This is a genomic window from Pseudomonas sp. SDI (assembly GCF_003105155.1).
Lineage (GTDB): Bacteria > Pseudomonadota > Gammaproteobacteria > Pseudomonadales > Pseudomonadaceae > Aquipseudomonas.
Window position 1 is genome coordinate 1 of record NZ_QETK01000039.1, and the last position, 26,377, is coordinate 26,377.

At 63.3% G+C, this 26,377-nt stretch carries 27 protein-coding genes and 2 pseudogenes; 15 read left to right on the plus strand and 14 right to left on the minus strand.

Annotation, left to right across the window (positions count from 1 at the left end):
* The first annotated feature begins 7 nt into the window (after positions 1 to 7).
* A complete protein-coding gene (locus DCO48_RS20355) occupies positions 8 to 2,011 on the plus strand; it encodes a hypothetical protein (protein WP_116552405.1) in 2,004 nt (667 codons plus the stop codon).
* A gap of 53 nt (positions 2,012 to 2,064) precedes the next feature.
* Here DCO48_RS20355 and DCO48_RS20360 read toward each other — a convergent pair whose 3' ends face one another.
* The 3 genes and pseudogenes from DCO48_RS20360 to DCO48_RS20370 form a co-directional block, all read right to left on the minus strand.
* Positions 2,065 to 2,886 carry a bifunctional 2-polyprenyl-6-hydroxyphenol methylase/3-demethylubiquinol 3-O-methyltransferase UbiG gene (locus tag DCO48_RS20360; protein WP_116552406.1) on the minus strand — a complete coding sequence of 274 codons (822 nt, stop codon included), beginning with the start codon at positions 2,884 to 2,886 and terminating at the stop codon, positions 2,065 to 2,067.
* Positions 2,887 to 2,950: 64 nt separating this feature from the next.
* The gene (locus tag DCO48_RS20365) at positions 2,951 to 3,187 is read right to left on the minus strand and encodes a hypothetical protein (RefSeq protein ID WP_116552407.1); all 237 of its coding nucleotides are present in this window, start codon (positions 3,185 to 3,187) and stop codon (positions 2,951 to 2,953) included.
* A gap of 5 nt (positions 3,188 to 3,192) precedes the next feature.
* Positions 3,193 to 3,674, minus strand: a pseudogene (locus DCO48_RS20370) (LysR family transcriptional regulator).
* A gap of 147 nt (positions 3,675 to 3,821) precedes the next feature.
* On the opposite strand from DCO48_RS20370, the gene DCO48_RS20375 reads away from it, so the two are divergent.
* Positions 3,822 to 4,685, plus strand: a complete 864-nt coding sequence (locus DCO48_RS20375) for a LysR family transcriptional regulator (RefSeq protein WP_116552408.1) — start codon at positions 3,822 to 3,824, stop codon at positions 4,683 to 4,685.
* Here the strand turns inward: DCO48_RS20375 and DCO48_RS20380 are convergent.
* The 4 genes from DCO48_RS20380 to DCO48_RS20395 all read right to left on the minus strand — a co-directional run bounded on the left by DCO48_RS20380 (position 4,626) and on the right by DCO48_RS20395 (position 7,891).
* A complete protein-coding gene (locus DCO48_RS20380; RefSeq protein WP_116552409.1) occupies positions 4,626 to 5,822 on the minus strand; it encodes an HPP family protein in 1,197 nt (398 codons plus the stop codon). The two genes, DCO48_RS20375 and DCO48_RS20380, sit on opposite strands and share 60 nt — an antisense overlap.
* A 206-nt stretch (positions 5,823 to 6,028) precedes the next feature.
* Positions 6,029 to 6,742 (minus strand): anti-sigma factor domain-containing protein, encoded by a 714-nt coding sequence (locus DCO48_RS20385; RefSeq protein ID WP_116552410.1) that lies wholly within the window; start codon positions 6,740 to 6,742, stop codon positions 6,029 to 6,031.
* Positions 6,739 to 7,281, minus strand: coding sequence for a sigma-70 family RNA polymerase sigma factor (locus DCO48_RS20390; protein WP_256584126.1), 543 nt, complete (start codon positions 7,279 to 7,281; stop codon positions 6,739 to 6,741). Before DCO48_RS20390 ends, DCO48_RS20385 begins: the two co-directional genes overlap by 4 nt.
* An 82-nt stretch (positions 7,282 to 7,363) precedes the next feature.
* Positions 7,364 to 7,891, minus strand: a complete 528-nt coding sequence (locus DCO48_RS20395; RefSeq protein ID WP_116552412.1) for a DUF3455 domain-containing protein — start codon at positions 7,889 to 7,891, stop codon at positions 7,364 to 7,366.
* A gap of 148 nt (positions 7,892 to 8,039) precedes the next feature.
* Between DCO48_RS20395 and DCO48_RS20400 the strand changes: the two genes are divergently transcribed.
* Complete coding sequence (locus tag DCO48_RS20400) at positions 8,040 to 8,519, plus strand: RidA family protein (RefSeq protein WP_116552413.1); 480 nt, start codon at positions 8,040 to 8,042, stop codon at positions 8,517 to 8,519.
* Here DCO48_RS20400 and DCO48_RS20405 read toward each other — a convergent pair.
* Positions 8,516 to 8,809 (minus strand): hypothetical protein, encoded by a 294-nt coding sequence (locus DCO48_RS20405; protein ID WP_116552414.1) that lies wholly within the window; start codon positions 8,807 to 8,809, stop codon positions 8,516 to 8,518. The genes DCO48_RS20400 and DCO48_RS20405 overlap by 4 nt on opposite strands.
* Positions 8,810 to 9,083: 274 nt before the next feature.
* Between DCO48_RS20405 and DCO48_RS20410 the strand changes: the two genes are divergently transcribed.
* A complete protein-coding gene (locus DCO48_RS20410) occupies positions 9,084 to 9,512 on the plus strand; it encodes a hypothetical protein (RefSeq protein ID WP_116552415.1) in 429 nt (142 codons plus the stop codon).
* Between the two features lie 64 nt (positions 9,513 to 9,576).
* Here DCO48_RS20410 and DCO48_RS20415 read toward each other — a convergent pair whose 3' ends face one another.
* A complete protein-coding gene (locus tag DCO48_RS20415; RefSeq protein WP_116552416.1) occupies positions 9,577 to 10,008 on the minus strand; it encodes a PACE efflux transporter in 432 nt (143 codons plus the stop codon).
* 103 nt (positions 10,009 to 10,111) lie between these two features.
* Here DCO48_RS20415 and DCO48_RS20420 point away from each other — a divergent pair, with 103 nt between their 5' ends.
* From DCO48_RS20420 to DCO48_RS20455, 8 genes and pseudogenes are all read left to right on the plus strand, one after another.
* Entirely contained in the window at positions 10,112 to 10,990 is an 879-nt protein-coding gene (locus DCO48_RS20420; protein WP_116552417.1) for a LysR family transcriptional regulator, read from the plus strand.
* Between the two features lie 149 nt (positions 10,991 to 11,139).
* Positions 11,140 to 12,123 (plus strand): annotated as a pseudogene (locus tag DCO48_RS23340) (cache domain-containing protein); the annotation flags it as partial.
* A 162-nt stretch (positions 12,124 to 12,285) separates the two neighbouring features.
* Entirely contained in the window at positions 12,286 to 13,026 is a 741-nt protein-coding gene (locus DCO48_RS23345; protein WP_371919532.1) for a methyl-accepting chemotaxis protein, read from the plus strand.
* 226 nt (positions 13,027 to 13,252) lie between these two features.
* Positions 13,253 to 14,038, plus strand: coding sequence for a sulfite exporter TauE/SafE family protein (locus tag DCO48_RS20430; protein WP_116552419.1), 786 nt, complete (start codon positions 13,253 to 13,255; stop codon positions 14,036 to 14,038).
* A gap of 379 nt (positions 14,039 to 14,417) precedes the next feature.
* The gene (locus tag DCO48_RS20440) at positions 14,418 to 16,232 is read left to right on the plus strand and encodes a DUF262 domain-containing protein (protein WP_165840810.1); all 1,815 of its coding nucleotides are present in this window, start codon (positions 14,418 to 14,420) and stop codon (positions 16,230 to 16,232) included.
* A 188-nt stretch (positions 16,233 to 16,420) separates the two neighbouring features.
* Positions 16,421 to 17,431 (plus strand): tRNA dihydrouridine(20/20a) synthase DusA, encoded by a 1,011-nt coding sequence (gene dusA, locus DCO48_RS20445; RefSeq protein WP_116552422.1) that lies wholly within the window; start codon positions 16,421 to 16,423, stop codon positions 17,429 to 17,431.
* 122 nt (positions 17,432 to 17,553) lie between these two features.
* On the plus strand, positions 17,554 to 18,480 hold the full coding sequence (tal, locus tag DCO48_RS20450; protein WP_116552423.1) for a transaldolase: 927 nt from the start codon (positions 17,554 to 17,556) through the stop codon (positions 18,478 to 18,480).
* 191 nt (positions 18,481 to 18,671) lie between these two features.
* A complete protein-coding gene (locus DCO48_RS20455) occupies positions 18,672 to 20,579 on the plus strand; it encodes an alkaline phosphatase D family protein (RefSeq protein WP_116552424.1) in 1,908 nt (635 codons plus the stop codon).
* A gap of 42 nt (positions 20,580 to 20,621) precedes the next feature.
* Here the strand turns inward: DCO48_RS20455 and rssC are convergent, their stop codons facing one another.
* Complete coding sequence (gene rssC / locus DCO48_RS20460) at positions 20,622 to 21,104, minus strand: anti-sigma factor antagonist RssC (RefSeq protein WP_116552425.1); 483 nt, start codon at positions 21,102 to 21,104, stop codon at positions 20,622 to 20,624.
* Entirely contained in the window at positions 21,101 to 22,285 is a 1,185-nt protein-coding gene (gene rssB / locus DCO48_RS20465) for a two-component system response regulator RssB (RefSeq protein ID WP_116552426.1), read from the minus strand. The genes rssC and rssB overlap by 4 nt, the downstream gene beginning before the upstream one ends.
* Positions 22,286 to 22,555: 270 nt before the next feature.
* Here rssB and DCO48_RS20475 point away from each other — a divergent pair, with 270 nt between their 5' ends.
* Positions 22,556 to 22,855, plus strand: coding sequence for a PilZ domain-containing protein (locus tag DCO48_RS20475; RefSeq protein ID WP_116552428.1), 300 nt, complete (start codon positions 22,556 to 22,558; stop codon positions 22,853 to 22,855).
* A gap of 56 nt (positions 22,856 to 22,911) precedes the next feature.
* Here DCO48_RS20475 and DCO48_RS20480 read toward each other — a convergent pair whose 3' ends face one another.
* Positions 22,912 to 23,616, minus strand: coding sequence for a VacJ family lipoprotein (locus DCO48_RS20480; RefSeq protein ID WP_116552429.1), 705 nt, complete (start codon positions 23,614 to 23,616; stop codon positions 22,912 to 22,914).
* A gap of 204 nt (positions 23,617 to 23,820) precedes the next feature.
* Here DCO48_RS20480 and DCO48_RS20485 point away from each other — a divergent pair, with 204 nt between their 5' ends.
* Both DCO48_RS20485 and DCO48_RS20490 read left to right on the plus strand, forming a co-directional pair.
* Complete coding sequence (locus tag DCO48_RS20485; protein WP_116552430.1) at positions 23,821 to 24,405, plus strand: phosphonoacetaldehyde phosphonohydrolase-related protein; 585 nt, start codon at positions 23,821 to 23,823, stop codon at positions 24,403 to 24,405.
* Between the two features lie 124 nt (positions 24,406 to 24,529).
* Complete coding sequence (locus DCO48_RS20490) at positions 24,530 to 24,793, plus strand: DUF4404 family protein (protein ID WP_116552431.1); 264 nt, start codon at positions 24,530 to 24,532, stop codon at positions 24,791 to 24,793.
* Between the two features lie 46 nt (positions 24,794 to 24,839).
* Here DCO48_RS20490 and queF read toward each other — a convergent pair whose 3' ends face one another.
* Both queF and DCO48_RS20500 read right to left on the minus strand, forming a co-directional pair.
* Complete coding sequence (gene queF, locus DCO48_RS20495) at positions 24,840 to 25,670, minus strand: NADPH-dependent 7-cyano-7-deazaguanine reductase QueF (protein ID WP_116552432.1); 831 nt, start codon at positions 25,668 to 25,670, stop codon at positions 24,840 to 24,842.
* A gap of 57 nt (positions 25,671 to 25,727) precedes the next feature.
* Positions 25,728 to 26,234 (minus strand): cupredoxin domain-containing protein, encoded by a 507-nt coding sequence (locus DCO48_RS20500; RefSeq protein ID WP_116552433.1) that lies wholly within the window; start codon positions 26,232 to 26,234, stop codon positions 25,728 to 25,730.
* Positions 26,235 to 26,377: the final 143 nt, after the last annotated feature.

Genomic DNA, 26,377 nt, shown 5'->3' on the forward strand with positions numbered 1-26,377 from the left:
TCCTCCCATGCAAAGAATCCTCGGCGCCACCCTACTGGCCTGCCTGCCGTTCAGCCTCCAGGCCCACACCCTCGGTCACAGCCCCGCCCCGCAACCTGCCGCGTTCACCCCGGCCGCGGCCTCCAGCAGCCTGCTCGACCTGCTGCAAAAATGCGTCAGCAGCCAGGACACGCAACCGGCCCAACGACTCTCCGGCCTGGGCGGCAGCCGCTACGCGCTGGTAGCCATGAATGAGCCCGAGCAGGTCGAGGCCTTCTACAGCCAAGGCATGGCCCTGCAATACGGTTTCAACTTCTCCGAAGCGATTCGCGCCTTCTACCAGGCTAGCCGCTTCGACGAAGGCTCGGCCATGCCGTACTGGGGCATCGCCCTATCGGCCAACTCGAACATCAACAGCGTCGCCACCCCGGCGTGCGACACCCTCGCCTACCGCGCGGCCAGCATCGCCCTCGACAACGCCAGCAAACGCCTCGACGACCCGGCCGCCAACCAGCGTTTCAGCAAGAGCCAACTGCAACGCGAGGTGGATTACGCCAAGGCCTTTCTGACCTTGTACCAGGGCGAAACCGGCAAGCTCGGCTTGTCCGCGGCAAACAACGAGCGCTACGCCAAGGCAATGAAAGTCCTGGCCGACACCTACACGGACGATCTTGACGCCGCCACGCTGTACGCCGACGCCCTGCTCAACATCAGCCCGTGGAAATGGTGGGAAGGCAGCGAGGCCACCAGTGACGCGGTCAAGCCGACGCCGGCCGCCTACGAGGCGCTGCAGGTGCTCAATCGCGTGCTCGGCCAGGACAAGCAGCACACCGGGGCCAACCACTTCTACATCCACGCCATCGAAGAATCGCCGTTCCCCGACAGCGGCATGCCGATGGCCGAGCGTTTCCGCGATCAGAACCCGGCCATCGGCCACCTGATCCACATGGCTTCGCACATCTATCAGCGCACCGGCAACAATGCCCTGGCCAGCGCGGCGAACTATTCGGCGGTGTCGGTGGACCGTGCCTATGCCCACCAGGTGCAGCCACAGAGCCCCTACCCGCTGCACTACCTCGGGCACAACATCCACTTCCTGACCTGGACCCTGTCCATCGAAGGCCGGCGCAACGAAACCCTGAACATGGCCGAGGAACTGGTAGAAAACACCACCCGCTACGCGGCGCTGGACTTCCTCTGCCAGCAATACCCGCAGGAAATCGCCACCAAGTCGGACTACTTCTACGCGGTGCCGTACTACTTTGCCGTACGCATGCAGGACTGGGACGCGCTGGCGCGGATCGAGCCGAAGATCCACGACGGGCTGGCGCAGATCAACCAGACCTGCGAACAGGCGAGCAAGGCCAAGGGGCTTGAGTGGACGAAACTGGACATGCCCTACACGCGAATCATGGCCGCCTATGCCAAAGCCTACCAACAGCTGGCCGCGGGTGGGCTGAGCAGCGCAGCGGCGGTGGATGCGCTGAATGGCTACTGGCAACAGGTCGACGGCGTGCTGGCCGAACGCAAGACGGAACTGATGTATGGCAGCAACAAGGCGCTGGAGCTGCTGCGTATCGCCAACCTGATCCTGTTCAACAAGGCTCAGGATGCGACGGCCGCGAAGCTGGTGCTGGCCGAGGTGCAGAGCGCCAGTGCGAAGTTGCTGGGGGCTGGCAAGGGCAAAGTGCTGGCCGATGACCTCAAGGCGTTGAACGGCGATAATCCGGCGCAGGTGCTGGCGGCCTGGACCCAGGCCGTTGCGGTGCAGGACGGCCTGAATTACAACGAGCCACCGGACTGGTATTACACGCTGCGTGAGTCGCTGGGCTATGCCTACCTGGCGCAGGGCATGCCGGCGCAGGCCGAGCGGGTGTTCACCCAGGACCTGAGCGAGAACCGCTTGAGCGGGCGGTCGTTGAACGGGTTGAAGCTGAGCCTGCAACAGCAACCGGGCAAAAGCGTGCCGGCGCGGGTGGAGCAAGCGCTACAGGTGGCGTGGCGCAATGCGACGGTAAGTCCTGGGCCTTGAATTAAGAGGTCAGCCCTCATCGCGGGACGACTCGTCCCGCGATGAGGCCGCAGCTACCGCTTCACTGCTTGCAGGGTATAGCTCAGCGGCAAGCGCCAGCGGTCCTTGCCCAGTTGCCATTCGCCGTCCGCATTCAGGCTCATCTGCCCGGGCAATGCCTCCCACGGCAGGCTGTCATGCTCGACCAGCGCGGTCAGTTGCATACCCTGCCCGAGCAAGGCACTGATCACCTCGCCAAGCCCATGGTTCCACTCGTGGGTCACCCTTTCGCGCAGGGGCCGGTCGGTTTCCACGTAGGTCTGGTCGCTCACCCAGACCGTCGGCTCAACGCGTTCGAAATAGGGATACTCGACCACCAGCCGATCGCGATGGTCCTCATTGATCGCCAGCAACATCGGGTGCCCTTCGCGCAGGAACAGCCATCCGCCCGGCTTGAGCAGAGCGGCCACGGCCTGCGCCCAGCGCTCGATGCTCGGCAGCCAGATCAGCGCACCGATGCCGGTGTAGACAAAATCGAACGACGCCGGCGCAAGTACTTCGCTGGCGCGGTACACGTCCGCTTCGACATAATCGATGGCGCTGCCGCAAGCTTGCGCCAGGGCGCGCGCCTGAGCCAGCGAGGCCGGGGAAAAATCCAGCCCGCTCATCTGCGCGCCGAGACGGGCCAGCGACAGCGTGTCGGTACCGATATGGCATTGCAGGTGCACCCCGCGCAACCCGGCGAGGCCACCCAGGCGCGGCAGGTCGAAGCGCACGACATTGCTGAGGTGGGTCGGGTCGCGCAGGAAGGCGGCGGTGTCGTAACCGCTAGAGCTCGCGTGCAACGGCGCGCGCTCGTCCCAGCAGGCCTTGTTCAGGGATAGCGAGTCGTCCATGTTGAAACTCCGTGATGGATTAGCAAGGCTGTGCCTGGCATCGCGGGACAAGCCCGCAATGGGCTTACTGCCGAACCACCGCCTGCAACCGCTCCCACAGCCGTTGCACATGCTCGCGTTCGGTCGGCAATGCCCCCACCGATATACGCACCATCCAGCGCCCCTGCAAGGTGGCCGGGGTCACATAGGCCAGGCCCGAGGCAATCGCGCCGATGGCCGGCAGCGGGTCGATGGCCGTGGTGGCGGTGGTGCCGCTGAGTCTAGGCCTTGCTGGCGCGGCGAAGAACGTCGCCGGGCGCATAGCTGTTATGGCGAATCCGCATAGCTGGCGTGCACGCCGAACTGCGATTGCTGCCACAACTCGAACACCAGCGCGCGCAACCAACGGTGCTCGGCCGAGGCCTGCAAGCGCTGGTGCCAGACCACCCAGTAGCGCTGGGTGTGTTCGACGAACGCCAGCGGCCACCAGGTCAGCGGGTGCAGGCGGCTGAGCTGGCGGGCGATGTGCTCGGGCACGGTGGCCATCTGCTGGCTGCTGCACAGCACCTGCACCGCGGCACTGAAGAACGGCACTTGCAGGCTGATGCGCCGGGCCTGGCCCTGGGCGCGCAGGTGCTGGTGGACCAGCAGCGGGTCGTCGAAGGCGCTGCGCATGTGCGCCAGCTGCCGACTGAGCACGGATTGGCTGCTGCCCAGCCGCTCGGCGGCGTGGCTAAGGTTTTTCAACTGCAGCAGGGTGTCCAACGCGTGCAGGTGGCTAGACTCAGCGAGGCGAAGGTGGGGTTCAAGGGCGGGGCTACGGCGCAAACGACGGGAGAGATCGTAGCATGCCTGTATCAGGGCCTTCCGTGGCAGCCGGCTCCCACAGAGATCGGCTGCAACAATGCGGGCAGTTGAGCATAGAATGCTCCCCTTCACCGCCCCAAGAGCCCCGCATGGACATCGACCTCGCCCGCACCTTCCTGGAAATCGTCCGCAGTGGCAGCCTGGTCGCCGCCGCCCAGCGCCTGCACCTGACCCAGACCGCCATCAGCGCGCGGGTGCAGAAGCTCGAACAACAGCTCAATTGCCAGTTGTTCGTGCGCAGCCGCAATGGCGCCAGCCTGACCACCGACGGCGAAGCCTTCGTGGTCTATGCCAACCAGCTGGTACAAACCTGGGAAGCCGCGCGCCGCGACCTGCCGCTGCCCGACGGCTGCCACCAGGTGCTGCACATCGGCGGCGAGATGAGCCTGTGCAACCCGCTGGTCTTGCACTGGGTCAGCGCCATCCGCGAACAGATCGCCAGCCACGCCGTGCGCAGCGAAGTCGGCGAAAGCGAAAGCCTGCTGCGCAAGCTGGAAAGCGGCGCGCTGGACGCCGTGCTGGTCTACCAGCCGAGCTACGCACCGGGGCTGCAAGTGGAGCAGTTGATGGAAGAAAAGCTAATCCGCATCCGCCGCACCCACCAGCCGGAACCTTACGTGTACATCGACTGGGGCGACGTGTTCCGCCGCCAGCACGACGCCGCCCTGCCGGAGCTGGCACGCCCGGCGCTGAGCTTCAACCTCGGCCCGCTGGCCTTGCAGTACATCCTCGAGCATGGCGGCAGCGGCTACTTTCGCACCCGCGTGGTGCAGAGCTACCTGGACCGCGGGGTGCTGGAACGGGTGCCGCAGGCCCCCGAGTTCACCTACCCGACCTATCTGGTGTACGCCCGCGAGCGCAACTCGACGGCGCTGCAACAGGCCTGCGGCCTGTTACGCCAGCTCGCGGCGGGCGACAGCGACTGGTCCCAACGCTGGGACCCGCTGGTCTAGCGCGTCACCGGCACGCTGCAACAGGTGCCGCTGCAAGGCGGCAATCAGGTCGGTCTGGGTAATCACCCCCACCACCTGCCCCTGTTCCAGTACCGGCAGGCAATGCAGGCCCTGCTCGCACAGCAGCTGTACCAGTTCGCTGGCCGGCTGCTCGCTGCGCACGCTGATCACCCGCGGGCTCATCACCTGCGCCAGGCGCACCGGGCGGCGCCGGCCGAACAGCGCACGCCAGCTGAACCGCGCCCGGGCCATGGCCGGGCCGACCAGGTCGCTGAGGCTGACGATGCCCACCAGCCGCCGCTCGGCGTCGAGCACCGGCAGGGTCTTCAGGCGATGGCGACTCAACAGTTCCCAGGCCTGTTCGAGCGAGTCCGTAGGCGCGGCAAACTGCACGTCGCGCGACATCACCTGGGCTGCGCTGATCCCGCCAAGGCTGCGCTGCAAGGCATGCCGTTCGGTAGCGAGGATGATCCGCTCAAGGTCGTCGCGGGTCACATCGACAAAACCGCCAACCTCTTCCAGGGCCTGGTCCAGATCGTCGCTGCGCAGGCCGACACGCTCGGCCAGCGGGGCGTCCTGGGTGTGATGGAGGTCTTTGCGCGGGGCGGCGATTTTCGGGTAGCGCACCCCCGTGAGACGGTTGTACACCACGGCCACCAGCAGCAGGCACAGGGCGTTGAGCAGAATCGGTTCGACCACCGCAACGCCCAGTTGACTCAACGACGGATCGGCCAGGGCCAGGCTCACCGCCAGTGCCGCCCCCGGCGGGTGCAGGCAGCGCAACAGGCACATCAGCAAAATCACCGCGAGCAACGCCAGCACCACCACCAGCAGGCTCGGCCCGAACAGATGATGCAGGCCCAGCCCCACCGCCATCGCGCAGGCATAACTGCCGAGCAGCGGCCAGGGCTGCGACAGCGCCCCCGAATGCACGCCGAACAGTAGCACCGCCGACGCCGCCAACGGTGCCATCAGGTGCAGGGCCACAGTGCTGCCGAACAGCACGCTGGTCAGGCCGCCGGCCAGCAACAGGCCCAACAAGGCGCCGAGGCCGGCACGCAGCCATTCTTTGGGGGGGATGTGCAGGGCAGCAGGGATGAAGCGATCAAGCCAGCGTTGTGGAGCACGGGTAGACATGCGACGACCAGACACCTGAAATGAAGAAAAGAAGCCCGTCCAATAGCGGACGGACCTTGTATCGCGAGGGCGCAATACAGAATTGTTCCTTCCTTGGAGATGGAACCCGGAAGGTTCACCTGCGCCGCAGTCTGCAGAAAATTCCGGCCGCGCTCCAACGGAAAGAATTGCAGGATGGCTGCAATTATTTTGCAGTGTGACCTACTTCAAATCACCTTTACCGCGCGCCCGATAAACTGGATCGGCCCACTCGGCTTGCCGGTAGCCGAGCCGCCACGGCCTTCGAGGGTCAGCTCGAACAGCTGGTTCGGTTCCAGTGGCGGCAGACGGTCGAGCGGCACCTTGAGGGTCTGCCCCGGCTTGACCAGACCCAGCGACACCGGCCCCTGCCAGTCGGCGCCCTTGGTCCAGAATTGCAGGGCCTTGTCTTCCGGCACTTGGGCGACCCCCAACGGGATCAACTGGATACTCTGCCGGTCGTTGGCCTGGATCACCCAGCCGGGGGCACTGTCCTGGGGTGCGACCAGCACCACCAGATAGCTCGGCGGCGGCGCTTCGCGGGTCAGCAGCAAGCTGGCCAGCACCACACTCGCCGCCAGCCCTGCGGCACTCAGCCCACGCCATAGGCCCAGCCAGTTCCACCAGCCGGTGGTGGCCGGCGCGGGGGGCGCTGCCTGCAATTCGCCAAGGCTGCGTTCGATACGCGGCCAGAGTGCCGGCGGTGGCGTGTGCGGTGCCGCCAGTTCGCTCAGCGGTTGCAAGCGCTGCTCCCAGGCATCGACCGCTGCGCGCAACTCGGCGTCATGGTGCAGGCGCTGCTCGACCTCGCTGCGCAAGCCTGCCGTCAGCGTGCCGAGCACATATTCGGCGGCGAGCGCGTCGAGTTCGTCCTGCGTGTCGTTGTCCGAGTCGTCGTTCATCCCATGCACTCCCGCAAGGCAGCCAGGCTGCGTTTGACCCAGGCCTTCACCGTGCCCAGCGGCGCACCGAGCTTGAGGGCGATCTCGGCGTGGGAAAAGCCGTCGACATAGGCGTGCATGATGCAGGCGCGTCGCGCTGGCGGCAGTTGATCCAGGCACAAGTGAATGCGCGCCGATTGCAGGCTGACGTCCGACGCCAGGTCGAGCAGGTCCGCGGCGGGAATCTCCTCGAGCGCACCGCCCTGCACTTCCCGCTGACGGTTGCGCAGGTGATTCAGCGCCAGGTGCCGGGTAACGCTGTAGATCCAGCCGCGAGCACTGCCGCGACTGGGCTCGAAACTGCCGGCGGCGCTCCAGATGCGCAGGAAAGCGTCATGCAGCAGGTCCTCGGCCAGGGCCGGCTCGCGCACCAGGCGCAGCAGCACGCCGAGCAGGCGCGCACTCTCCTGCCGATACAGGCTTTGCAAGGCCAGGCGTTCGCCACGGGCGCAGGCGGCCAGGGTTGCTTCGTAGTCGAAGGGGCACTCGAGTAGCGTCACCAAGGTCTGCCGTCCGCCGTAATTGTGGCCCCCGCTGACTCGCGGGGGCCTGCGCATAGCAGCGTAGCCGAGTTTGCCCAGGCTAGTTGGCAGCCCAGAAAATGTAGTCGGCCTGGTACTTCACCACTGCCTTCGCGCCCTTGTTGGCGGCCGTACAGGCGCTGCTCGGCGCTACCCCGCCTTTAAGCGCGACACGCTGGATATAGGTGACTCCAGTCATCGCGCCCTTGCCTTCGGCCGGGTTGGCCTTGACCAGTTGATACGGCAAGTTGCCCGGGCTCGATGGCGCCACGGCCAGTTGGGTGCCAGTAACCTTCGAGCCATCGGCGGCTTGCCAGGTAGCGGGTGGGCCGAAGTAGCTGCCAATGGCCTTGCCGCTGCGGTCGTTGAGCACGGCCTTGGGACCGACGAAGGTCCATTCGGTCTGCCCGGCCATGTCAGCCTTGTCGCGGCACTCATAGGTGATTTCGCCGACACCGACGGTTTCCAGGGCCACCTTGTGGCCATCAGGCACCTTGATGCTGTCCGGTACACTGGCGGCATGGGCGGCAGGCAGGGCCAGCAACAGGCAGCTGGCGGCGAGGCTGGTAAGCAGGTGATGGGCGATCATCGTCATCTCTCCACAGGGCTAGGGTCAGCGGCAATAGCGCCACTGCCACTACTACCCGTCAGGGGGGCAATTGGATGCAGGGGGGCGAAAATAAATCTGCTAGGTTTAGCAGCCCGGGCCCCAGCCCTTATTCAGTGCGAGTACCTGCATGTCTGCTGACCAGCGTTTTACCCAGGTTGCCGAGCAACTGGGCTATTGCTTCGACGGCGAGATAAAGATTGGCGGCAACTACGTGCCGTTGCTGCGCCATGACGACGAGGTGTACATCAGCGGGCAGATTCCGCGGGTCGGCGACACCGTGGTGGTGACCGGTCGGGTGGGCGAGGATGTCGACCTGGCGCGGGCCCAGTTGGCGGCGAAGATCGGCGCGATGCGGGCCCTGGCGTTGTTGCAGCGCAGCCTCGGCTCGCTGGACCAGGTGCGGCGGATTCTGCGCATCAGCGTGTATGTGCATTGCAGCGCCGACTTTACCCAGCACAGCGAAGTGGCCGATGGCGCTTCCGAGGTGCTGTATCAGGTACTCGGCGAGCTGGGCGCCCACACGCGAACGTCGGTGGGCGCTTACCAACTGCCGAAGAATGCCAGCGTCGAGCTGGATCTGGTGGCCGCGGTAAATCCGCAGGTTTAGCCTGGGAGTTCGAGTTCCTCAGGGGTGAGCATGTCGGATTCAAAGGCGATCCAGCCGCCTTCCAGTTCGGCGTGGCCGTTGACGATCGGCCCGTAGTAGCTGAGGCCGTTTTCCAGGGTGACGCAAATGTGCGTGGCGCCATCCGGGGCGGCCAGGGTACCGACGAAGTGGACCTTTTTCAGGGTTTCGCTGACGGCTTCCAGGCCCACGCGGATCGATGGGTTTTCAACCGCCTCGACGTCGTCGTCCTGATCGTTGCTGATCGTCACGGTGGCGGTGTACTTGTACATGCGTGTGCTCCGGGGCTGGGAAATGTGGCGTAGGGTAAGCCAGTGGCGGGGAAAAAGCCCGTTTCGATGAATGTTTGCCTTGGCGCGAGCTTGCCTTTGCCCGTGTGGGCTGCACCGTGCAATTTGCCTGGATCAGCGCTGCCCGGCTCATGCATTGGCCCGAGTGCCCTCGGCAATCGGTGCAGGCAGGCAATCGTCTAGCGGTGTGCATTGCCCTGCCGTGGCTGGTATCGTGACGGCCGCAAAACTGCGGTAAATGATTAGGGGAACGACGTTGAGCCTTCAAGAAAACCTGACTGCCGATCTGTTCGAGGTCGACAAGCGCCTGAGCCTCAAACCGGTGGTGGACTTCAACAACTACCTGCTCAACGCCTTTGGCGAGGGTGCCTGTGCATGCAGCCGCTGCCAGCAGGGTTCGGGCGACGAGACCGGTTACGCGCATCAGCACACCTTCAGCTTCAACGGCCTGCTGGTGAACCGCCGCTTCGCCAGCACAGCGGGCAGCGATGTGCTGATCATGCTGAAGAAAGCCTGGTTGTCGTACACCAAGGCCGAGCTCGGCACTGCCGGCGCGCTGGACCTGGAGGCGGTCAAGGCGTTCGTCGAGCCACAGCTGCATGTGCGGGTACTGCCATTGTTCCTCGCCAGCGGGCTGGTGCGGGAGCAGGACGGGGAATGGCTGATGCAGGCTCAGGTGGCGTGATCAGCGGCGGTAGGCGCGGGCAAGCCAGCGCCTACCGAACAGGCGTCTCCCGCGATAGCGCCCTTCAGGCCGGCTGCGCCAGCGCCGACGCCGGCAGCCCGAAGATCCGGTCAAACGCCCAGTTGTAGGCAAAGGTGTAGCAAGGGATCAGTACGATAAACGCCAGGTCGACCACAAACGCTTCCCACAGCGAAATCCCCAGCCACCAGGCAATCAGCGGGATCAGGTACACCACCAGGGTCAGCTGAAAGCCGATGGCATGCACCGCCCGCCGCGCCACGCTGCGGCCGCGGGTCAGCTGACGGTGCTCCCACCACTCGAACGCGGTGTTGTAGATGAAATTCCAGGCCATCGCGATGCTGGTGATCAACACCGCCAACGGGCCGGTAGTGCTCGGCGCCGTGCCGGACAACAGGGCCAGGCCCAGGGTCGACAGGCTCAAGCCGATCAGTTCATACGCGGTCACATAAACCAGTTTGCGTTTAACGCCTTGCACGTTACTGCCTCTTGTCAGTTAGCGAAGGCGCGCAGATTGCGTCAATATTCTTGACAGAAAAAGTCAACAGCTGTCAGATCAACTGATAGCTGACGGAGCCTCCATGAATTTTTCCAGCGACAACATCGAACTGTTCCTCGCCGTGCTCGACCGCGGTTCGTTCTCGGCTGCCGCCCGCGCCCTCGGTCGGGTGCCCTCGGCGGTCAGCATGGCGATCGGCAACCTGGAGGCGGAACTGGGCTTTGCCCTGTTCGAACGCACCCACCGCGAGACCCGCCCCACCGCGCTGGCACTGACCCTCGAACCGCACGCCCGGCTGATCGCCGAACAGCTGGCGCAACTGCAAACGCATGCCGTCGAACTGTCGCAGGGGCTGGAGAGCAAACTGGCGGTCGCGGTCATCCCGGACATCGATCACCAGCCCCTGCTGGGCGCGATCAAAACCCTCAGCGAGCGGCACCCGTTGCTCGACGTGGAGGTCTTTACCGCGCCGCAGGAAGACGCCCTGCAATTGCTCCACAGCGGCCGGGTCAGCCTGTGCCTGGCCTTTGCCGGACTCAGTGTCGACCCGCGCCAGCGCTTTCAGCACATCGGCATGGAGGCGCTGACCGCCACAGTGTCGCCGCACCACCCGGCCCTTGGCGAACACGGCCAGGTGCGTTACCTGGAAGATCTGATCAATGTGCGGCAGATCCTGGTGGCCAGCCGCGACCTGCCGATGACCGACACCCGCCCACTGATCGGTACCTCGCACTGGCGCACCGATAGCCTCGGCATGGCCATCGCTATGGTTGAAGCCGGGCTCGGCTGGGGCGACTTCCCGCTGTCGCGCATCGCCCCGTTGCTGGCAGCCGGGCGCCTGGTACAGCTGGCCTTTCGCAATACCAAGAACGAGCTGCAATTGCCGGTGCACGCCTTCTGGCTGAAAAACCAGCCACTGCAGCGCGGCGCGCAGGAACTGGTGCGCTTGCTGGGGCGCTGAGGCGGCCCGTGCGGCAAAATGGTGCATAAACATTTCGGTCCTACAGCCGATACCTACAAGGATAGGTGCCCCGCCTGGCTCGTCGACTGGCCCACAAGGCCTGACTCGCGCAGCCAGCACTCCCTTTTTCTGGCATAAGGTCTCGAAACATGAACCTGAAATTTCGCCACAAGATCCTGCTCAGCGCCTGTGGCGTTGTGGTTCTGGCATTCGCGCTGTTTACCCTCTACAACGACTACCTGCAACGCAAGACCATCCACCAGAACATCGACGACTCGGTGCAGCAGGCCGGCGCGCTGACCGCCAGCAGTGTGCAGAACTGGATGAGCGGGCGCATCCTGGTGCTGGAGAACCTGGCCGAGAACGTTGCCCACCAAGGCGCCAACGCCGATTACCCGGGGCTGGTCGACCAACCGTCGTTCACCTCGAACTTCCAGTTCACTTATGTCGGCCAGGCCAACGGCGTGTTTACCCAGCGCCCGGACGCGAAGATGCCCGACGGCTACGACCCGCGCCAGCGCCCGTGGTACAGCGCCGCAGTGGCCGCCAACAAAACCATGCTGACCCCGCCGTACATGGCCGCCGTCGGCGGGCTGGTGGTGACCATCGCCATGCCGGTGAAAGCCAAGGGCAGCGGCGAGCTGATGGGCGTGGTTGGTGGCGACCTGAGCCTGGCAACCCTGGTCGACATCATCAATGCCGTCGACTTCGGCGGAATCGGCCATGCCTTCCTGGTCGACGGTAACGGCCAGGTGATCGTCAGCCCGGACAAAGACCAGGTGATGAAAAACCTCAGCGACATCTACCCGGGCAGCAACCTGCGCATCCAGCCGGGCAACCAGGAAGTGGTGCTGAACAAGCAGGACCGCCTGCTGTCGTTCACCAAGGTCGCCGGCCTGCCGTCGGCCGACTGGTACATCGGTCTGTCGATCGACAAGGACAAAGCCTACGCCCCGCTCAGCCAGTTCCGTACCTCGGCAATCATTGCCATGCTGATTGCCGTGGCCGCCATTGTGGTGCTGCTCGGCCTGCTGATCCCGGTGCTGATGCGCCCGCTGACCACCATGGGCCGCGCCATGCAGGACATCGCCCAAGGCGAGGGCGACCTGACCCGCCGCCTGAGCGTGGAAAACAAGGACGAGTTCGGCGAACTGGCCACCTCGTTCAACCAGTTCGTCGAGCGTATCCATGCCTCGATCAGCGAAGTGTCGTCGGCGACCCGCCAGGTGCACGATCTCTCCGAGCGGGTAATGGCGGCATCCAACGCCTCGATCATCGGCTCCGAAGAGCAGAGCATGCGCACCAACAGCGTGGCGGCGGCGATCAACGAACTGGGCGCCGCCACCCAGGAAATCGCCCGTAACGCCGCCGATGCCTCGCAGCATGCCAGCGGCGCCAGCGACCAGGCCAACGATGGCCGCCAGGTGGTTGAGGAAACCATTTCGGCGATGACTGCGCTGTCGCAGAAGATCAGCGAATCCTGCCAGCAGATCGAAACCCTGAACGCCAGCACCGACGATATCGGGCAGATCCTCGACGTGATCAAGGGGATTTCCCAGCAGACCAACCTGCTGGCGCTCAATGCTGCCATCGAAGCGGCGCGCGCAGGCGAAGCCGGCCGTGGTTTCGCCGTGGTCGCCGACGAGGTGCGCAACCTCGCCCACCGCACCCAGGAATCGGCAGAGGAGATCCACAAGATGATCACCTCGCTGCAGGTCGGTTCGCGCGAAGCAGTGCACAACATGAACGCCAGCCAGGTCTCCAGCGAGGAAAGCGTGCTGGTCGCCAACCAGGCCGGCGAGCGCCTGACCAGCGTCACCCAGCGTATCGGTGAGATCGATGGGATGAACCAGTCGGTGGCGGCGGCGACCGAGGAGCAGACCGCCGTGGTGGAGAGCCTGAACCTGGACATCACCCAGATCAACGTGCTGAACCAGCAAGGGGTGACCAACCTGAACGACACGCTCAAGCATTGCGACGACCTCGCGCGTCAGGCGGGGCGGTTGAAGCAGTTGGTGGATAGCTTCAAGATCTAAACGTTCTTTTTCGCAGCCAAGCTTGCCGGCGATGGGTCGCGTAGCGGCCCTTGGCCCGGCCGAGCCGGGCATCGCCAGCAAGGCTGGCTCCCACAGTATTTTCTGCTCATCGCCGGTCATTCCTCTGGCCGGTTATAACCTAATAACGAACTAGTCTATTTAGCTATAAAAAAACCTTTATGCTGCGTCCATCCGATCACGGGCACGCGGGACGTTTAGGTCATTTATGGATGTAGGTTCTTTCGGCTTCACGATTGCTGGTTTGGTTGTGGGTTTCATCGTCGGCATGACCGGCGTCGGCGGTGGCTCGCTGATGACCCCTATCCTGCTCTGGTTCGGTATCAACCCGGCGACCGCCGTGGGCACGGACCTTCTCTATGCCGCCATTACCAAGGCCAGTGGGGTTTGGGTGCATGGCAAGCAGAAGAACATCGACTGGAAGATCACCGGCTGGCTGGCGCTCGGTAGCGTGCCGGCGGCAGCGCTGACCCTGTGGTTCCTGACCACCCTGCACACCGACACCCAGGCACTTAACGCCATCATCAAGCAGGGCCTGGCCGTGGTGCTGGTGCTGACCGCACTGGCGATCCTGTTCAAGTCGCGCCTGCAAGCCTTCGCCAGCAAACATGCCGGCGACCGCTACGCGCTGAGCGAGCGCAGCCTGAACGCCCTCACCGTGGTGACCGGGGTGATCCTCGGGGTGATGGTCTCGCTGACCTCGATTGGTGCCGGCGCACTGGGTACCGTGGCGCTGTTCCTGCTTTATCCGCACCTGGTGACCCGCCGCCTGGTTGGCACCGAAATCGCCCACGCGGTCCCCCTGACGCTGGTCGCCGGCCTCGGCCACGCGAGCATGGGCAATATGGACTGGTCGCTGCTCGGCTACCTGCTGCTGGGGTCGTTGCCGGGGATCTACATCGGCAGTCACCTGACCGGGCGCATTTCCGATAGCGTCCTACGCCCTTGCCTGGCAGCCATGCTGCTGATGATCGGCTACAAGCTGGCGTTCTGATCGCCTCGCTCGGCCGGTGGAGGCGCCAGTGGCAACACGGCCATGGCGCTCTCCACTGCCGTCAGCAATGCCTCCTTCGATAGCCCGTCGCGCGCCTGCACGTTCGCCCCTTCCCTCAACTGCCCTGCCAGGCTGGCCGCCTGTAGCCGCACAACGATCATGTGCGGCGCTGCAACCGCTAACCCTGCCGGTGCTGGCAGTCGGTGCCGAGTACGCGACCGAGGACGCGCCGTCTGAGGTTATCGGCCATCTGCTGGAGTTCCTCGCTAGCGCTGAGTAACGAAGCGCGCGCCGCAGCTGAAGAGCCCGTGGCGCGCTGATGGCTTCGTGCTACCCTCGCGGGCGATTTGGAAACCTCGTCCCTGCAAGGAGCCGCCCGGTGCAGAAGAAAACCCTGACCAGCCTATTTTCCGACTACCTGTTCCGCATTCCCGACTATCAACGCGGCTATGCCTGGGTCAAACCGCATTGGCTGGATTTCGTCCAGGATGTCGACGGGCTGGTCGATGAGGAGGTGCGCGGGCACTACACCGGCACCGTGGTGGTGTATCGCCAGGACGACGCCGATTCAACCGCCGATGTGGTCGACGGCCAGCAACGCCTGACCACTTCCTGCCTGTACCTTTCGCTGATTGCCCGTGAACTGGTTGCCCGTGGGGACAGGGGCTACCAGCGCGCCGTCGAAGCGTTCCTGTTCGCCGAAGGTCGTTGCAGGCTCGAACTGAACAACGATTGCAAAGAGCTGTTCCATGACCTGCTCAAACATGGCCGGTCGAATACCACGGTGCTGACGCCCCACGGCAAACGGCTGGTGCAGGCACTCGACTTCATGACCGTGCATTTGCACACGCAACTTCAGGCGCGCGGCGAAACAGCCGGCGACTACCTGCAAGCGCTGTACAACGCCCTCACCCAGAAACTGCATTTCACCTTCTATACCATCGAGGAAGAATGTGAGATCGGCATGACCTTCGAGTTGATGAACTCGCGCGGCAAGGACCTCTCGGTACTAGAGCTGCTGAAGAACTACCTGATGCACTGGGCATCGCGTAACGGCCATAAACATGGCACTGCGCAAGCGCTGACCGCGACCTTGAACCGCAGCTGGAAGACCATTTACGGCAACCTCGGCACCTGCACCGGCAATGAAGACCAGTGCCTGCGGATTGCCTGGACGCTGTACTGCTCCCACTCGCCGAAAAACTGGGTGGGCTACAAGGGCTTCAAGGAAAGCCAGTACATTCCCCTACGCGACTTCAGCCTGCGCAACGAGCGGGAGACCCGCGAATTCATCGTCACCTTCGCCGAAGGCCTGACCGAAGTCTCGGCAGAGTATGCCCGTATCGTCACCCCGTCGGCCGCCACTACCACGCCAGGCGAACTGACGTGGCTGACCAAGATTCATCATACGGGCAACATCGCCAACTTCCTGCCGCTGCTGGTATCAGCGCGTAAATGCAGAAACGACCGCAGCCTCGCCGAAGACCACTATATAGAGTTGCTGCGCGCGCTCGAACATTACGCCTACCGGGTGTTCCTGTTCGATGGGCGCAAGAGCAATACCGGTACCTCGCGCTTCAACTACCTGGCCTATCGAATGTTCCACGGTAAGTTGGACGTTGCCGCAGTGATCAGCGAAGTCTATGGGATGGCCCGCTACTATTCCTCGGACAAGGGCTTCAAGACCTGGATCGGCGAGCCGGATAACTGGTACCACTACCGTTATCTGCTGAAGTACACCTTGTACGAATACGAGTTGTACCTGACGGAAAAGGAAGGCAAAGGCCACCGTGCGAAAATTGCCTGGGAAGACCTGAAGGACTCCACCCTGGAGCATATCCTCCCGCAGACGCCAGCAGCGGACTCGCACTGGCGCGACGTATGGGACGCCAAGAACACGGAACTGTACCTGCATGACATCGGCAACCTGGTGCTGACCCACAACAATTCGAACTACCGCAACTTCGACTTCGCCCGCAAGAAAGGCAGTGCCGGTAGCGGCTACAGCTACAGCAACTCGGATATCCGCCAGGAGCGCAAACTGGCGCTGTTCGAGGACTGGACGCCGCTGGAATGCGAAGAGCGCCGGCAGACGCTGGTGGACTGGATCAGCACACGCTGGGGCTCGCCATACGCGGTCGAAGCAGCGCCAGAGGCATTTGCCGGCGATCTGGATGAGGACGCTGACGAGTAACGGAACCTCAGGCGTTGCTGCCGACTTCAAGAGGGCTTAGTACGCTGCTTAGGCGAAAGCCCAGCGCTCTTGGTAGACTGTGCGCCACTTGCGATTGAAGCGAGCAGATCGGTTTATGCTTGGTACTGTGTACCAACGGCTCGGCAAGTACGCCCCCCAAAAAATTGGTACACCCCACGTTGGACGAAATGCCCCTAGAATCCGCCTCAACCCCAGTAAACCAGCGCCCTGAGCCGTCCCGCCGGTTCAGCGTTGCACCGATGATGGATTGGACAGACCGCCACTGCCGGTTTTTCCTGCGCCTGCTCTCGCGCAACGCCCTGCTCTACACCGAAATGGTCACCACCGGCGCTCTGCTCCACGGCGATGCCGAGCGTTTCCTGCGGCACGACGAGGCCGAGTACCCGCTGGCCCTGCAACTGGGTGGCAGCGTGCCGGCCGACCTCGGCGCCTGCGCACGCCTGGCGCAGGCCGCCGGCTACAACGAAGTGAACCTCAACGTCGGCTGCCCCAGCGACCGCGTGCAGAACAACATGATCGGCGCCTGCCTGATGGGCCACCCGGCGCTGGTTGGCGATTGCGTCAAGGCCATGCTTGATGCGGTGCAGATTCCGGTCACAGTCAAGCACCGCATCGGCATCAACGGCCGCGACAGCTATGCCGAACTCTGCGATTTCGTCGGCCAGGTCCGCGATGCCGGCTGCCGCAGCTTTACCGTGCACGCACGTATTGCCATCCTCGAAGGCCTGTCGCCGAAAGAAAACCGTGAGATCCCGCCGCTGCGCTACGACGTCGCCGCCCGGCTCAAGGCCGATTTCCCCGATCTGGAGTTCATCCTCAACGGCGGTATCAAGACCCTCGCCGAGTGCCAGCAGCACCTGCAGACCTTCGACGGCGTCATGCTCGGCCGCGAGGCCTACCACAACCCATATGTACTGGCCGAAGTCGACCAGCAACTGTTCGGCAGCGACGCCCCGGTCATTTCCCGCAGCGAAGCGCTGGCCAAGCTGCGCCCGTACATCGCCAGGCACCTGGAGAGCGGCGGCGCGATGCACCATGTGACCCGGCATATTCTCGGCCTGGGCCAGGGCTTCCCCGGCGCACGCAAGTTCCGCCAACTGCTCTCGGTAGACATCCACAAGCACCCGGACCCACTCGCCCTGCTCGACCAGGCCAGCGCGTTGCTGCAGGGCCGCTAGGAACCTGCGCGCCATTCGACACTCGAAGCACTATCCCGTTGCCCCGCGCCTGCCGGCACAGCCCTTGAGCGGCTGGCGGCGCTCGGGTAATGTCGTCGAACCGCACAGGACAGAGCACGCTCATGACTTCCAAGCTGGAACAACTCAAGCAGTTCACCACGGTCGTCGCCGACACCGGCGATATCGACGCCATCAGCCGGCTGAAGCCGGTCGATGCCACCACCAACCCGTCCCTCCTGCTCAAGGCAGCGGCCATGCCCGGCTATGCCGAGCTGCTCAACGATGCGGTAAAAGCCAGCAAGGGCGATCTCGGCCTGGCCTGCGACGCCTTTGCCGTTTCGGTCGGCAGCGGCATTCTCAAGGCAATTCCAGGGCGTATTTCCACCGAAGTGGACGCCCGCCTGTCGTTCGACCAGCCGGCTCTGCTGGCCAAGGCCCGCCAGTTGATCGAGCTGTACGACCAGGCCGGTGTCGGCCGCGACCGCGTACTGATCAAGCTGGCTTCTACCTGGGAAGGTATCCGCGCCGCCGAGGTGCTGGAGAAGGAAGGCATCCAGACCAACCTCACCCTGCTGTTCTCCTTCGCCCAGGCCGCTGCCTGTGCCGACGCCGGGGTGTTCCTGATCTCGCCGTTCGTGGGCCGGATCTACGACTGGTACAAGAAAGCCACCGGTACCGAGTACGTCGGTGCCGACGATCCGGGCGTGCAGTCGGTGACCCGCATCTACGACTACTACAAGGCCCACGGTTACCAAACCGTGGTGATGGGCGCGAGCTTCCGCAACATCGGCCAGATCGAACAACTGGCCGGCTGCGACCGCCTGACCATCAGCCCGGAACTGCTCCAGCAACTGAGCGACGACCAGGGCCGCCTGGCGCGCAAACTGGCACCGGGCAAGACCGCCGAGCCACGCCTCAGCCTGAACGAAAGTCAGTTCCGCTGGGCCTCGAACGAAGATGCCATGGCCACCGAGAAACTGGCCGAAGGCATTCGCCAGTTCGCCCGTGACCAGGAAAAGCTCGAAGCATTGCTCGCTGCAAAGGGTTGAAACAAATATGGGTTTGCCTGCTGGGCGGGCATGAGGCCTTATCGCCAGGCTCAAGTAACCTGTAAGCCCTGTGGGAGCTGGCCTTGCCAGCGATCAAGGCCCCACCGGGCCTGTAGCCGGCAAGGCTGGCTTCCACACGGGCAACGGCTTCTCCGCGCGCGCAGCTGTTCAACTCCACACCCGAGTCACCGATGTCCGAACAACCCGCTTTACCGCTAGTTCTGGCCGGCCCCGTGCTGCGCCGCCTCGAATCGTCACGCATGGTGATCTGGCTGGTGGGCTCGCAACCCCTGCACGCGCAGCTGTGCCTGCCCAACGGCGACGCAGAAGTGGGTCCAATGGCCTGCACCACCCTCGCCATCGGCCGTCACGCCTACATCCATCTGATCGATGTGTCGTTCGGCACGCCGCTGCCGTTCGACGTGCCAGTCGACTACGACGTGATCCTCGACACGCCGACCGGCCCGCAAGGTATTGCCGACTGGGCCACGCACCTGCTGTACGACGGCCGTCGCTACCCGAACGTCGTGCTCCGCTCGCGGATCGATCAACTGCTCCACGGCTCCTGCCGCAAGCCCCATCACAGCGCCGCCGACGGGCTGCTCTGCGCCGACCGCCTGCTGGCCACGCCGCACACGCCCGAGCAGCGCCCGGCACTATTGATGATGAATGGCGACCAGATCTATGCCGACGACGTCGCCGGGCCGATGTTGCGAAGCATTCATTCACTGATCGAACGCCTCGGCCTGTTCGACGAACACCTTGACGGCGCGGTAGTCGAGAACAGCCGCCAACTGTATGAGCACCCCGCCAGCTACTACCACCGCGGCGATCTGCTGCCGGCGCTGAAAAGCAACGAAACCCTGCGCGAACGCTTCTTCGGCGGCGTAAGCAAGCCGATTTTCACCAGCAGCAACGCCGATAACCACCTGGTGACGCTCGCCGAAGTCATGGCCATGTACCTGCTGGTGTGGTCGCCCGTACCTTGGCAACTGATCAGCCCGGCAATGCCGGCACTGAACGCGCAGCGCCAGAGCCGCTACCGGCACGAACAACAGGCGATCGACGGTTTCGTCGACGGCTTGCCCGGCGTGGCCCGAGTGCTCGCCCACCTGCCGAGCCTGATGATCTTCGACGACCACGACATCACCGACGACTGGAACCTGTCCGCCGCCTGGGAACAGACCGCCTACGGCCACCCGTTCTCGCGGCGAATCATCGGCAATGCGCTGATCGCCTACCTGCTCTGCCAGGGCTGGGGCAACAACCCCGATGCATTTACCGAGCTGCTCGGGCAGTGCCAGAGGTTGACCACCAGCGTCGACAGCGACGGATTCCTGCTGGCCGGCGCCCAGGACGCTTTGATCGACACTCTACTGCGCTTTCAACAGTGGCATTTCGTGTTGCCCAGCACCCCGGCATTACTGGTGCTCGACACACGCACCCGGCGCTGGCGCAGCGAAAGCAACCTGCAGAAGCCCTCCGGGCTGCTCGACTGGGAAGCGCTGAGTGAACTGCAGCAGGAACTGCTCGACCACCCTTCGGCGATCATCGTCTCACCCGCCCCGTTGTTTGGCGTCAAGTTGATCGAGGCGGTACAGAAAGTCTTTAGCTGGTGCGGTTACCCGTTGCTGGTCGACGCAGAAAACTGGATGGCCCATCGCGGTGCGGCGCAGGTGATCCTGAATATTTTTCGCCACTCGCGCACACCCGGGCATTACGTGATCCTCTCGGGCGACGTGCATTATTCGTTCGTTTACGAGGTGAAGATCCGCCACCGCCAGCAAAGCCCGCACCTTTGGCAGATCACCAGCAGCGGAATCAAGAACGAGTTCCCACGGCGCCTGCTCGACGTATTCGACCGCCTCAACCGCTGGCTCTACGCACCCCGCTCGCCACTCAACTGGTTCACCAAGCGCCGGCTGATGGAGGTGGAGCCACGTATCCCCAGCCACAGCAAGGCCGGCGAACGGCTGTGGAACAGCGCGGGCCTGGGCCAGGTGTTTTTCAATGCCAAGGGCCAGCCCGAGCGGATTTTCCAGCTCAACGCCGACGGCTCACCGCCGACCGAGTTTCCACGGCGCGGGCCAGCACAATAGGGAAAGGTAACGACCGGGCGCGCGTACCGCGCCCAAGCACGGTCAGGTGCGCTCGAGGGCGCTGACCAGGTCGTGGAAGGCTTCACGGTTGGAATCGTTCAGCCCCATGAGGATCTTATGCGCTTCCAGCACCTTGGCTTTGACCACGTCTTCGCTCTGATCCTGAGACGGCAAGTCGGTCAGGCACTCCGGGCACGGGATCGGGCGGCCGACGATGTTGAACACCTGATCGAAGCCCATCGACTGCAACAGGCGGGTGATGTCGGCGTGGGTGGTCACCACCGTAGGCAGCAGCCCGACTTTTTGCCGCGACAGGATCGACAGCTTGGCCAACAGGCCGAGCGTGGTGCTGTCGATGCTCCGGGTTTCTGTCAGATCGATGACGATTGCCGAGAAATTCAACGCCGTGAAGATCTTTTCAATCGTTGCATCCAGCGCCGAACACAAGGTCAGACGCACTTCGCCGACAAACTTCAGAACGAAGGTGCCATTCTGCTCGGCGAACTGGATTCTACCAGTACTCATTGAAGGTTCCTGCTCAACACCAATAGGGCGATATCATCCGGCATCTCCCCAAGCGTAGCCAATTCGAATCGTCGCCGCAGCCCATCCAGGCTACCGCCCGCAGCCTTGATGATTTCAGGCAAGGCCGCCTCTTTATCTTTGAGTGTGTCGCCCGGCAAAAGATCCAGAATGCCATCAGACAATAAGGTCAGGCTGAACTGCGGAGGCAATTCCAGGACGTGATCCTGGTAGGTTGCCTCCTCGAACAACCCCACCGGCAGACCGCGACCTTCCAGGTAGCGGGCCTGGCCCGGAGTGTACAGAACCGGCAGCGGCAGGTGCCCGCCGATGCTGTAGGTCATCAGGCCAGTGTCTTCGTCGATCACCCCGCCGACCATGGTCACGTGCTTGCCCAGCTTGCAGTTGATCAGGCCGCGGTTGATGTGCCCGAGCACTTCCGACGGCTTGAAGTCACGCAGGTTGCCGCCGCGCTTGAATTCGAACAGCAGGCGGGTGGTCATGAACTTCAGCAGCACGGTGACAAAGGCCGACGAGGCGCCATGCCCGGACACGTCGGCCAGGTAGAACGCCACGCGACGCTCGTCGACGCGGAAGTAATCGGCAAAATCGCCCGACAGGTACAACGATGGAATGATCTGGTGCTCGAACGACAGGTCGCCGGCCAGCCATGGGCTTTCCGGCAACATGTTCATCTGCACCTGGCGCCCGGCGTTCTGGTCTTCCTGCAACAGGTGCAGGCTAGCCTCGAGTTCGCGGTTGGCAGCTTCGAGCTTGTCGCGATAGCGCTGGTTTTCCAGCACCAGCTGGGCACGGTCCAGCGCCCGACGCACGGAGTGCTCAAGCACCGCAAGGTCTTCCAGGGGCTTGATCAGGTAATCGGCAGCACCCAGGCGCAAGGCTTCAACCGCGTCGTTCATCACGCCGGCGCCGGACACCACGATCACCGGCAGATCGGGCGCACGCTCGGTCACCTGGCGAATCAGCTCCAGGCCGCCCATTTGCGGCATGCGCAGATCGCAGATCACTAGGTCGGGCTGTTCCTGCTCGAAGACATGAAGGCCCTGCTGGCCATTGCTCGCCTGCAGGACGCTGAAACCGCTGTCTTCCAGGTAGGCGGCGAGGCTCGCACGCACTACGTCGTCATCATCGATTATCAGCAGCGTTGCACTGGTTTTCTGCATGTGGGCAAACGGCGCCAGAAATAGGTTGGCGTAGGCGGCTCGAGTGACGGAGCGCGCATACTGGATTCACTTCTTGCCACTCTTCTACTTGAGGTGTAGGACAGAAAGACCTGACCGGCAAATAATAGAGGTGCCCTGTAAGGCGCAGACGGTACTCCCATCCGTCAGGCGTTTCAAGCATGCACCGATGGTCACTTGCGGTCTTTACAGCGCAAATCACCGGGAGTTATAAAAACCTCATCTATCGCAACCCAATGGAAGGATGCAGGCATGAGTCAGAACCACGCCGACTACAGCGAGAAGCGCGATTTCATACGGATGCGGGTGGATGCCGACGTCAGTCTTATCCATGCCGGCCAGGTGATTGCCGCCGTCTGCCTGGACCTTTCGGCCAGCGGCATGCAGGTGCAGGCGCCGCGCACCTTTCAGGTGGGCGACGAGCTGGAGGTACGCATCGATTCCGAGCACCCGGCACTCACCGGGCTGAATGCCAAGGCGCAGGTGGTGTGGATCGCCGACCAGGCCGAGGGTCAGCAAAAGCTCGGGCTGCGCATCCTCGCCATGCGCTAGAAGAAAGCCTACGGGCAAAAAAAAAGCGGCCCGCAGGCCGCTTTTTTTGTTACACATCAGAAGTCGTCTTTGACTTCGCCATCCTTGACCTTGAACTCGCGGTTTTGCAGATAAGCATTGCGAATGAAGGTGTATTTGTCGCCACGGATCATCTTCTCGGCCGACAGCAGGTTGGCCCGGGTGTCGATCACATCGAGGGCGAAGAAGCTGTTGCGGGTCGGCACATGGTCGATGTAGCGATACGGTTCGGTGTAGGTATCCGGGTACTTGGCCAGCGCATCGCGCACGGTGCTCGGGCCCATCAGCGGCAGCATTACGTAAGGGCCGCTGCCCACGCCCCAGTAGCCGAGGGTCTGACCGAAGTCTTCATCGTTACGCTGCAGGCCCATCTTGGTACCGACATCGAAGAAACCGGCCAGGCCGAAGGTGGTGTTGACGATCAACCGCGCGGTGTCGACGCCAGCGGCATGCGGCTTGAGCTGCAGCACGTCGTTGGCCAGGTTGGTGACATCGCCCAGGTTGCGGAACATGTTGTGGATGCCGTCTTCGAGGAACTGCGGGGTGACGAACTGATAGCCTTGGGCCAGCGGCTTGAGCGCGTAGGTATCCACCGTGTCATTGAACCGGAAGATCGGCCGGTTGATGCTTTCCCACGGGTCTTCTTCGGTTGCCGCCTGGGCAAGGAACGGGTTCATCAGCAAACCTGCACAGACACAGCTGCGGGTCATTCGATCGATCACACCGGCACCGATCCTACGCATACACACTCTCCTGAACATTCACGATGGCGAGGCGCCATGACGCGCTCGAGCCAAAAAGGAAGCAAGTATAAAGCCTCCTAACTAGATTAGGCAGCTTCGCACAAACTGCATCGGAAATTTGTGAACAACTGTTTAGCCCCACCACTGTCACCCAACGGTCATCTACCGGCAGTAACGTCGACAGTTATTTTCAGGGATGTTGCCATGCCTCATGCCCCCGCCTTTACCGCCCTGCTGTTCGGCCTGCGTGGCTGCCTAGTCGATTTTGGCGCGCGCTGCCAGAGCCCAGCCGACAGCGTCAGCCTCACCCCCGGCGCGCTGCATAGCCTGGAGCTACTCAACCGCCAGGGTGTGCCCTGCGCCTGGCTAGATGACCTGCCCGAGCCACTCGGCCGGCACCTGGCCCTGCCGCTACCGGACTGGCTCGACGGCATCGCCTGCAGCAGCGCTGCGCCATGGCCGGCACCCGACGCCTGCTGGCAGGCGCTGATGCAACTCAAGGCCAGCCGCCTGGACGGCTGCGTACTGGTCAGCGGCGAGCCACAGCTACTGCAATCGGGCCTGAACGCTGGCCTGTGGACCATTGGCCTGGCCGCCTGCGGGCCGTTGTGCGGGCTCTCGACCAGCCAGTGGCAAGCACTCGGGGCAGGCGAACGCGAGCAAAAACGCGGCCAGGCAACCCTGGCACTGTTCAAGCTGGGCGTACATTCGGTGATCGACCATCTGGAAGAGCTGCACGACTGCCTGAATGATATCGCCCAACGCCGGCACAAAGGTGAAAAGCCCTGAAACAGCGCTGTTGATCAGGGTCATGCAAAGCAGCGCGCGGTGGATTACTCTGAGCAACAGGTCACGAACCTTTCGGCACCCGTCGAGGTCCATGGCTGTGCCAATTCACAGAGGGAGATCACCCATGCCTGCCCGCGAACTGCAAGAGCAACTCAACACTCTGCGCGAGCAACTGGAGCAAGACCCACCGCTCTCGCTGGAGGAGCGTGAACATCTACATGAACTGATGCAGCAGATCGAAGCCGAGATCAAGCTCGAGGCTGCCAGCCCCGACAACAACCTGGTCGACGGCGTCAACCTGGCGGTTGAACGCTTCGAGGTGGAACACCCGGGCCTGACTGCTACCTTGCGCAATATCGTTCAGAGCCTGCAAAGCATGGGCATCTGAACACTCCGCAAACCGAAAAGCCCCGTCGTTGCACGGGGCTTTTTCGTTACTGGCGAACCAGCCGCTGATTGTCGATTTCCAGCGCGTCGGTGCTGCGGTACGGGTTGATGTCCAGGCCGCCACGGCGCACATAACGGGCGTATACCGTGAGGGTCTGCGGCTTGAGCAGGCGCTTGAGGTCCAGATAGATACGCTCGACACACTGCTCATGGAAGTCGGCGTGCTGACGGAAGCTGATCAGGTAGGTAAGCAGGCTGGCGTGATCCAGCGCGGCGCCACGGTAATGCACGGTCACGCTGCCCCAGTCCGGCTGACCGGTCACCGGGCAGTTGGATTTCAGCAAGTGGCTATGCAGGGTTTCCTCGATCACCCGCTCGCTGTCACAGCGCAGCAGTTCCGGTTGCGGCTGCTCGTAGTTGCTGATGCTCACGTCGAGGTCGTCGATGCAGGTGCCCGGCAATCCGCTGACGCCGTCGCGCTCCACCTCGGCGAGGCTGCGGATACGCACACCGACGGGCTTGCCGGCGGCGGCCGAGAGGTCTTTCTCCAGGCACGCCTGCAGGGCTTGCGCAGTGGCAAAGGCGGTCTGGTTCAGCGAGTTCAGGTACAACTTGAACGACTTCGATTCGATGATGTTCGGCGAATCGGCTGGAATGGCGAACTCGCCGATCGCCACCACCGGCTTGCCCGACGGCAACAGCCAGGACAGTTCGAAGCAGTTCCAGAAGTCGGTGCCCTGCCATGGCAGGGTCTGCGCGGTAACGCCCAGTTCGGCCCATTTGGCGGTACGTGGAATCGGGAACAACAACGACGGCGTGTAGGTGGCTACGTATTCGCTGGACTTGCCCAGCGGGGAATGTTCGGCGGCGGGATGCATGGCTCAAACCTGAAGGACGAAATTGCCCTAGTTTACCGGGTTCGGGCCATGCAGTGGCTATTGCGCGATGGTCAGTTTGCCGACCATGCCGGCCTGGTAATGCCCTGGCACGTTACAAGCAAACTCGATGGCGCCCGGCTGGCTGAAGGTCCAGGTCAGTTCGGCCTGCTTGCCGGGCTCGACCATAACCATGTTCGGATCATCATGTTTCATCGTGCCTGGCTGCATCTTGCTGTGGTCCATGCTGCCGTGGCCCATCGCCGCGTGATCCATCTGTCCGGCCATGGCCAGCATTTCCTGCTGATGGCGCGCGTGCATGGCGGCGTCGCCCAGGTTGAATTCGTGCGCAACCTGGCCCTTGTTGCTGATGACGAAACGCACGGTTTCGCCGGCCTTGACCTTGAGCTCGCCCGGTTCAAAATACATGTCGCCGAGCACCACGTCGACCGTACGCGTCGCCTTGGCTGCTGCGGCCGGCTGACCAAAGGCGAAGCTGTGCGGCGGAGCCGCCAGCAGCGGCAGGCTGAATACCGACAGTGCGGCGGCAACGATCAGACTCTTCATGAAACAAACCTCTTGGCTAACGCATCGACAAGCCTTCACTTTAGACAGCAGCCGCTGGCATCTACCTGACGAAAAGATTACAACTTTGTCAGCTTCGCCCTGCGCCGTCCTGCAAACGGTATAACGCCATTCTGTTATCGCTG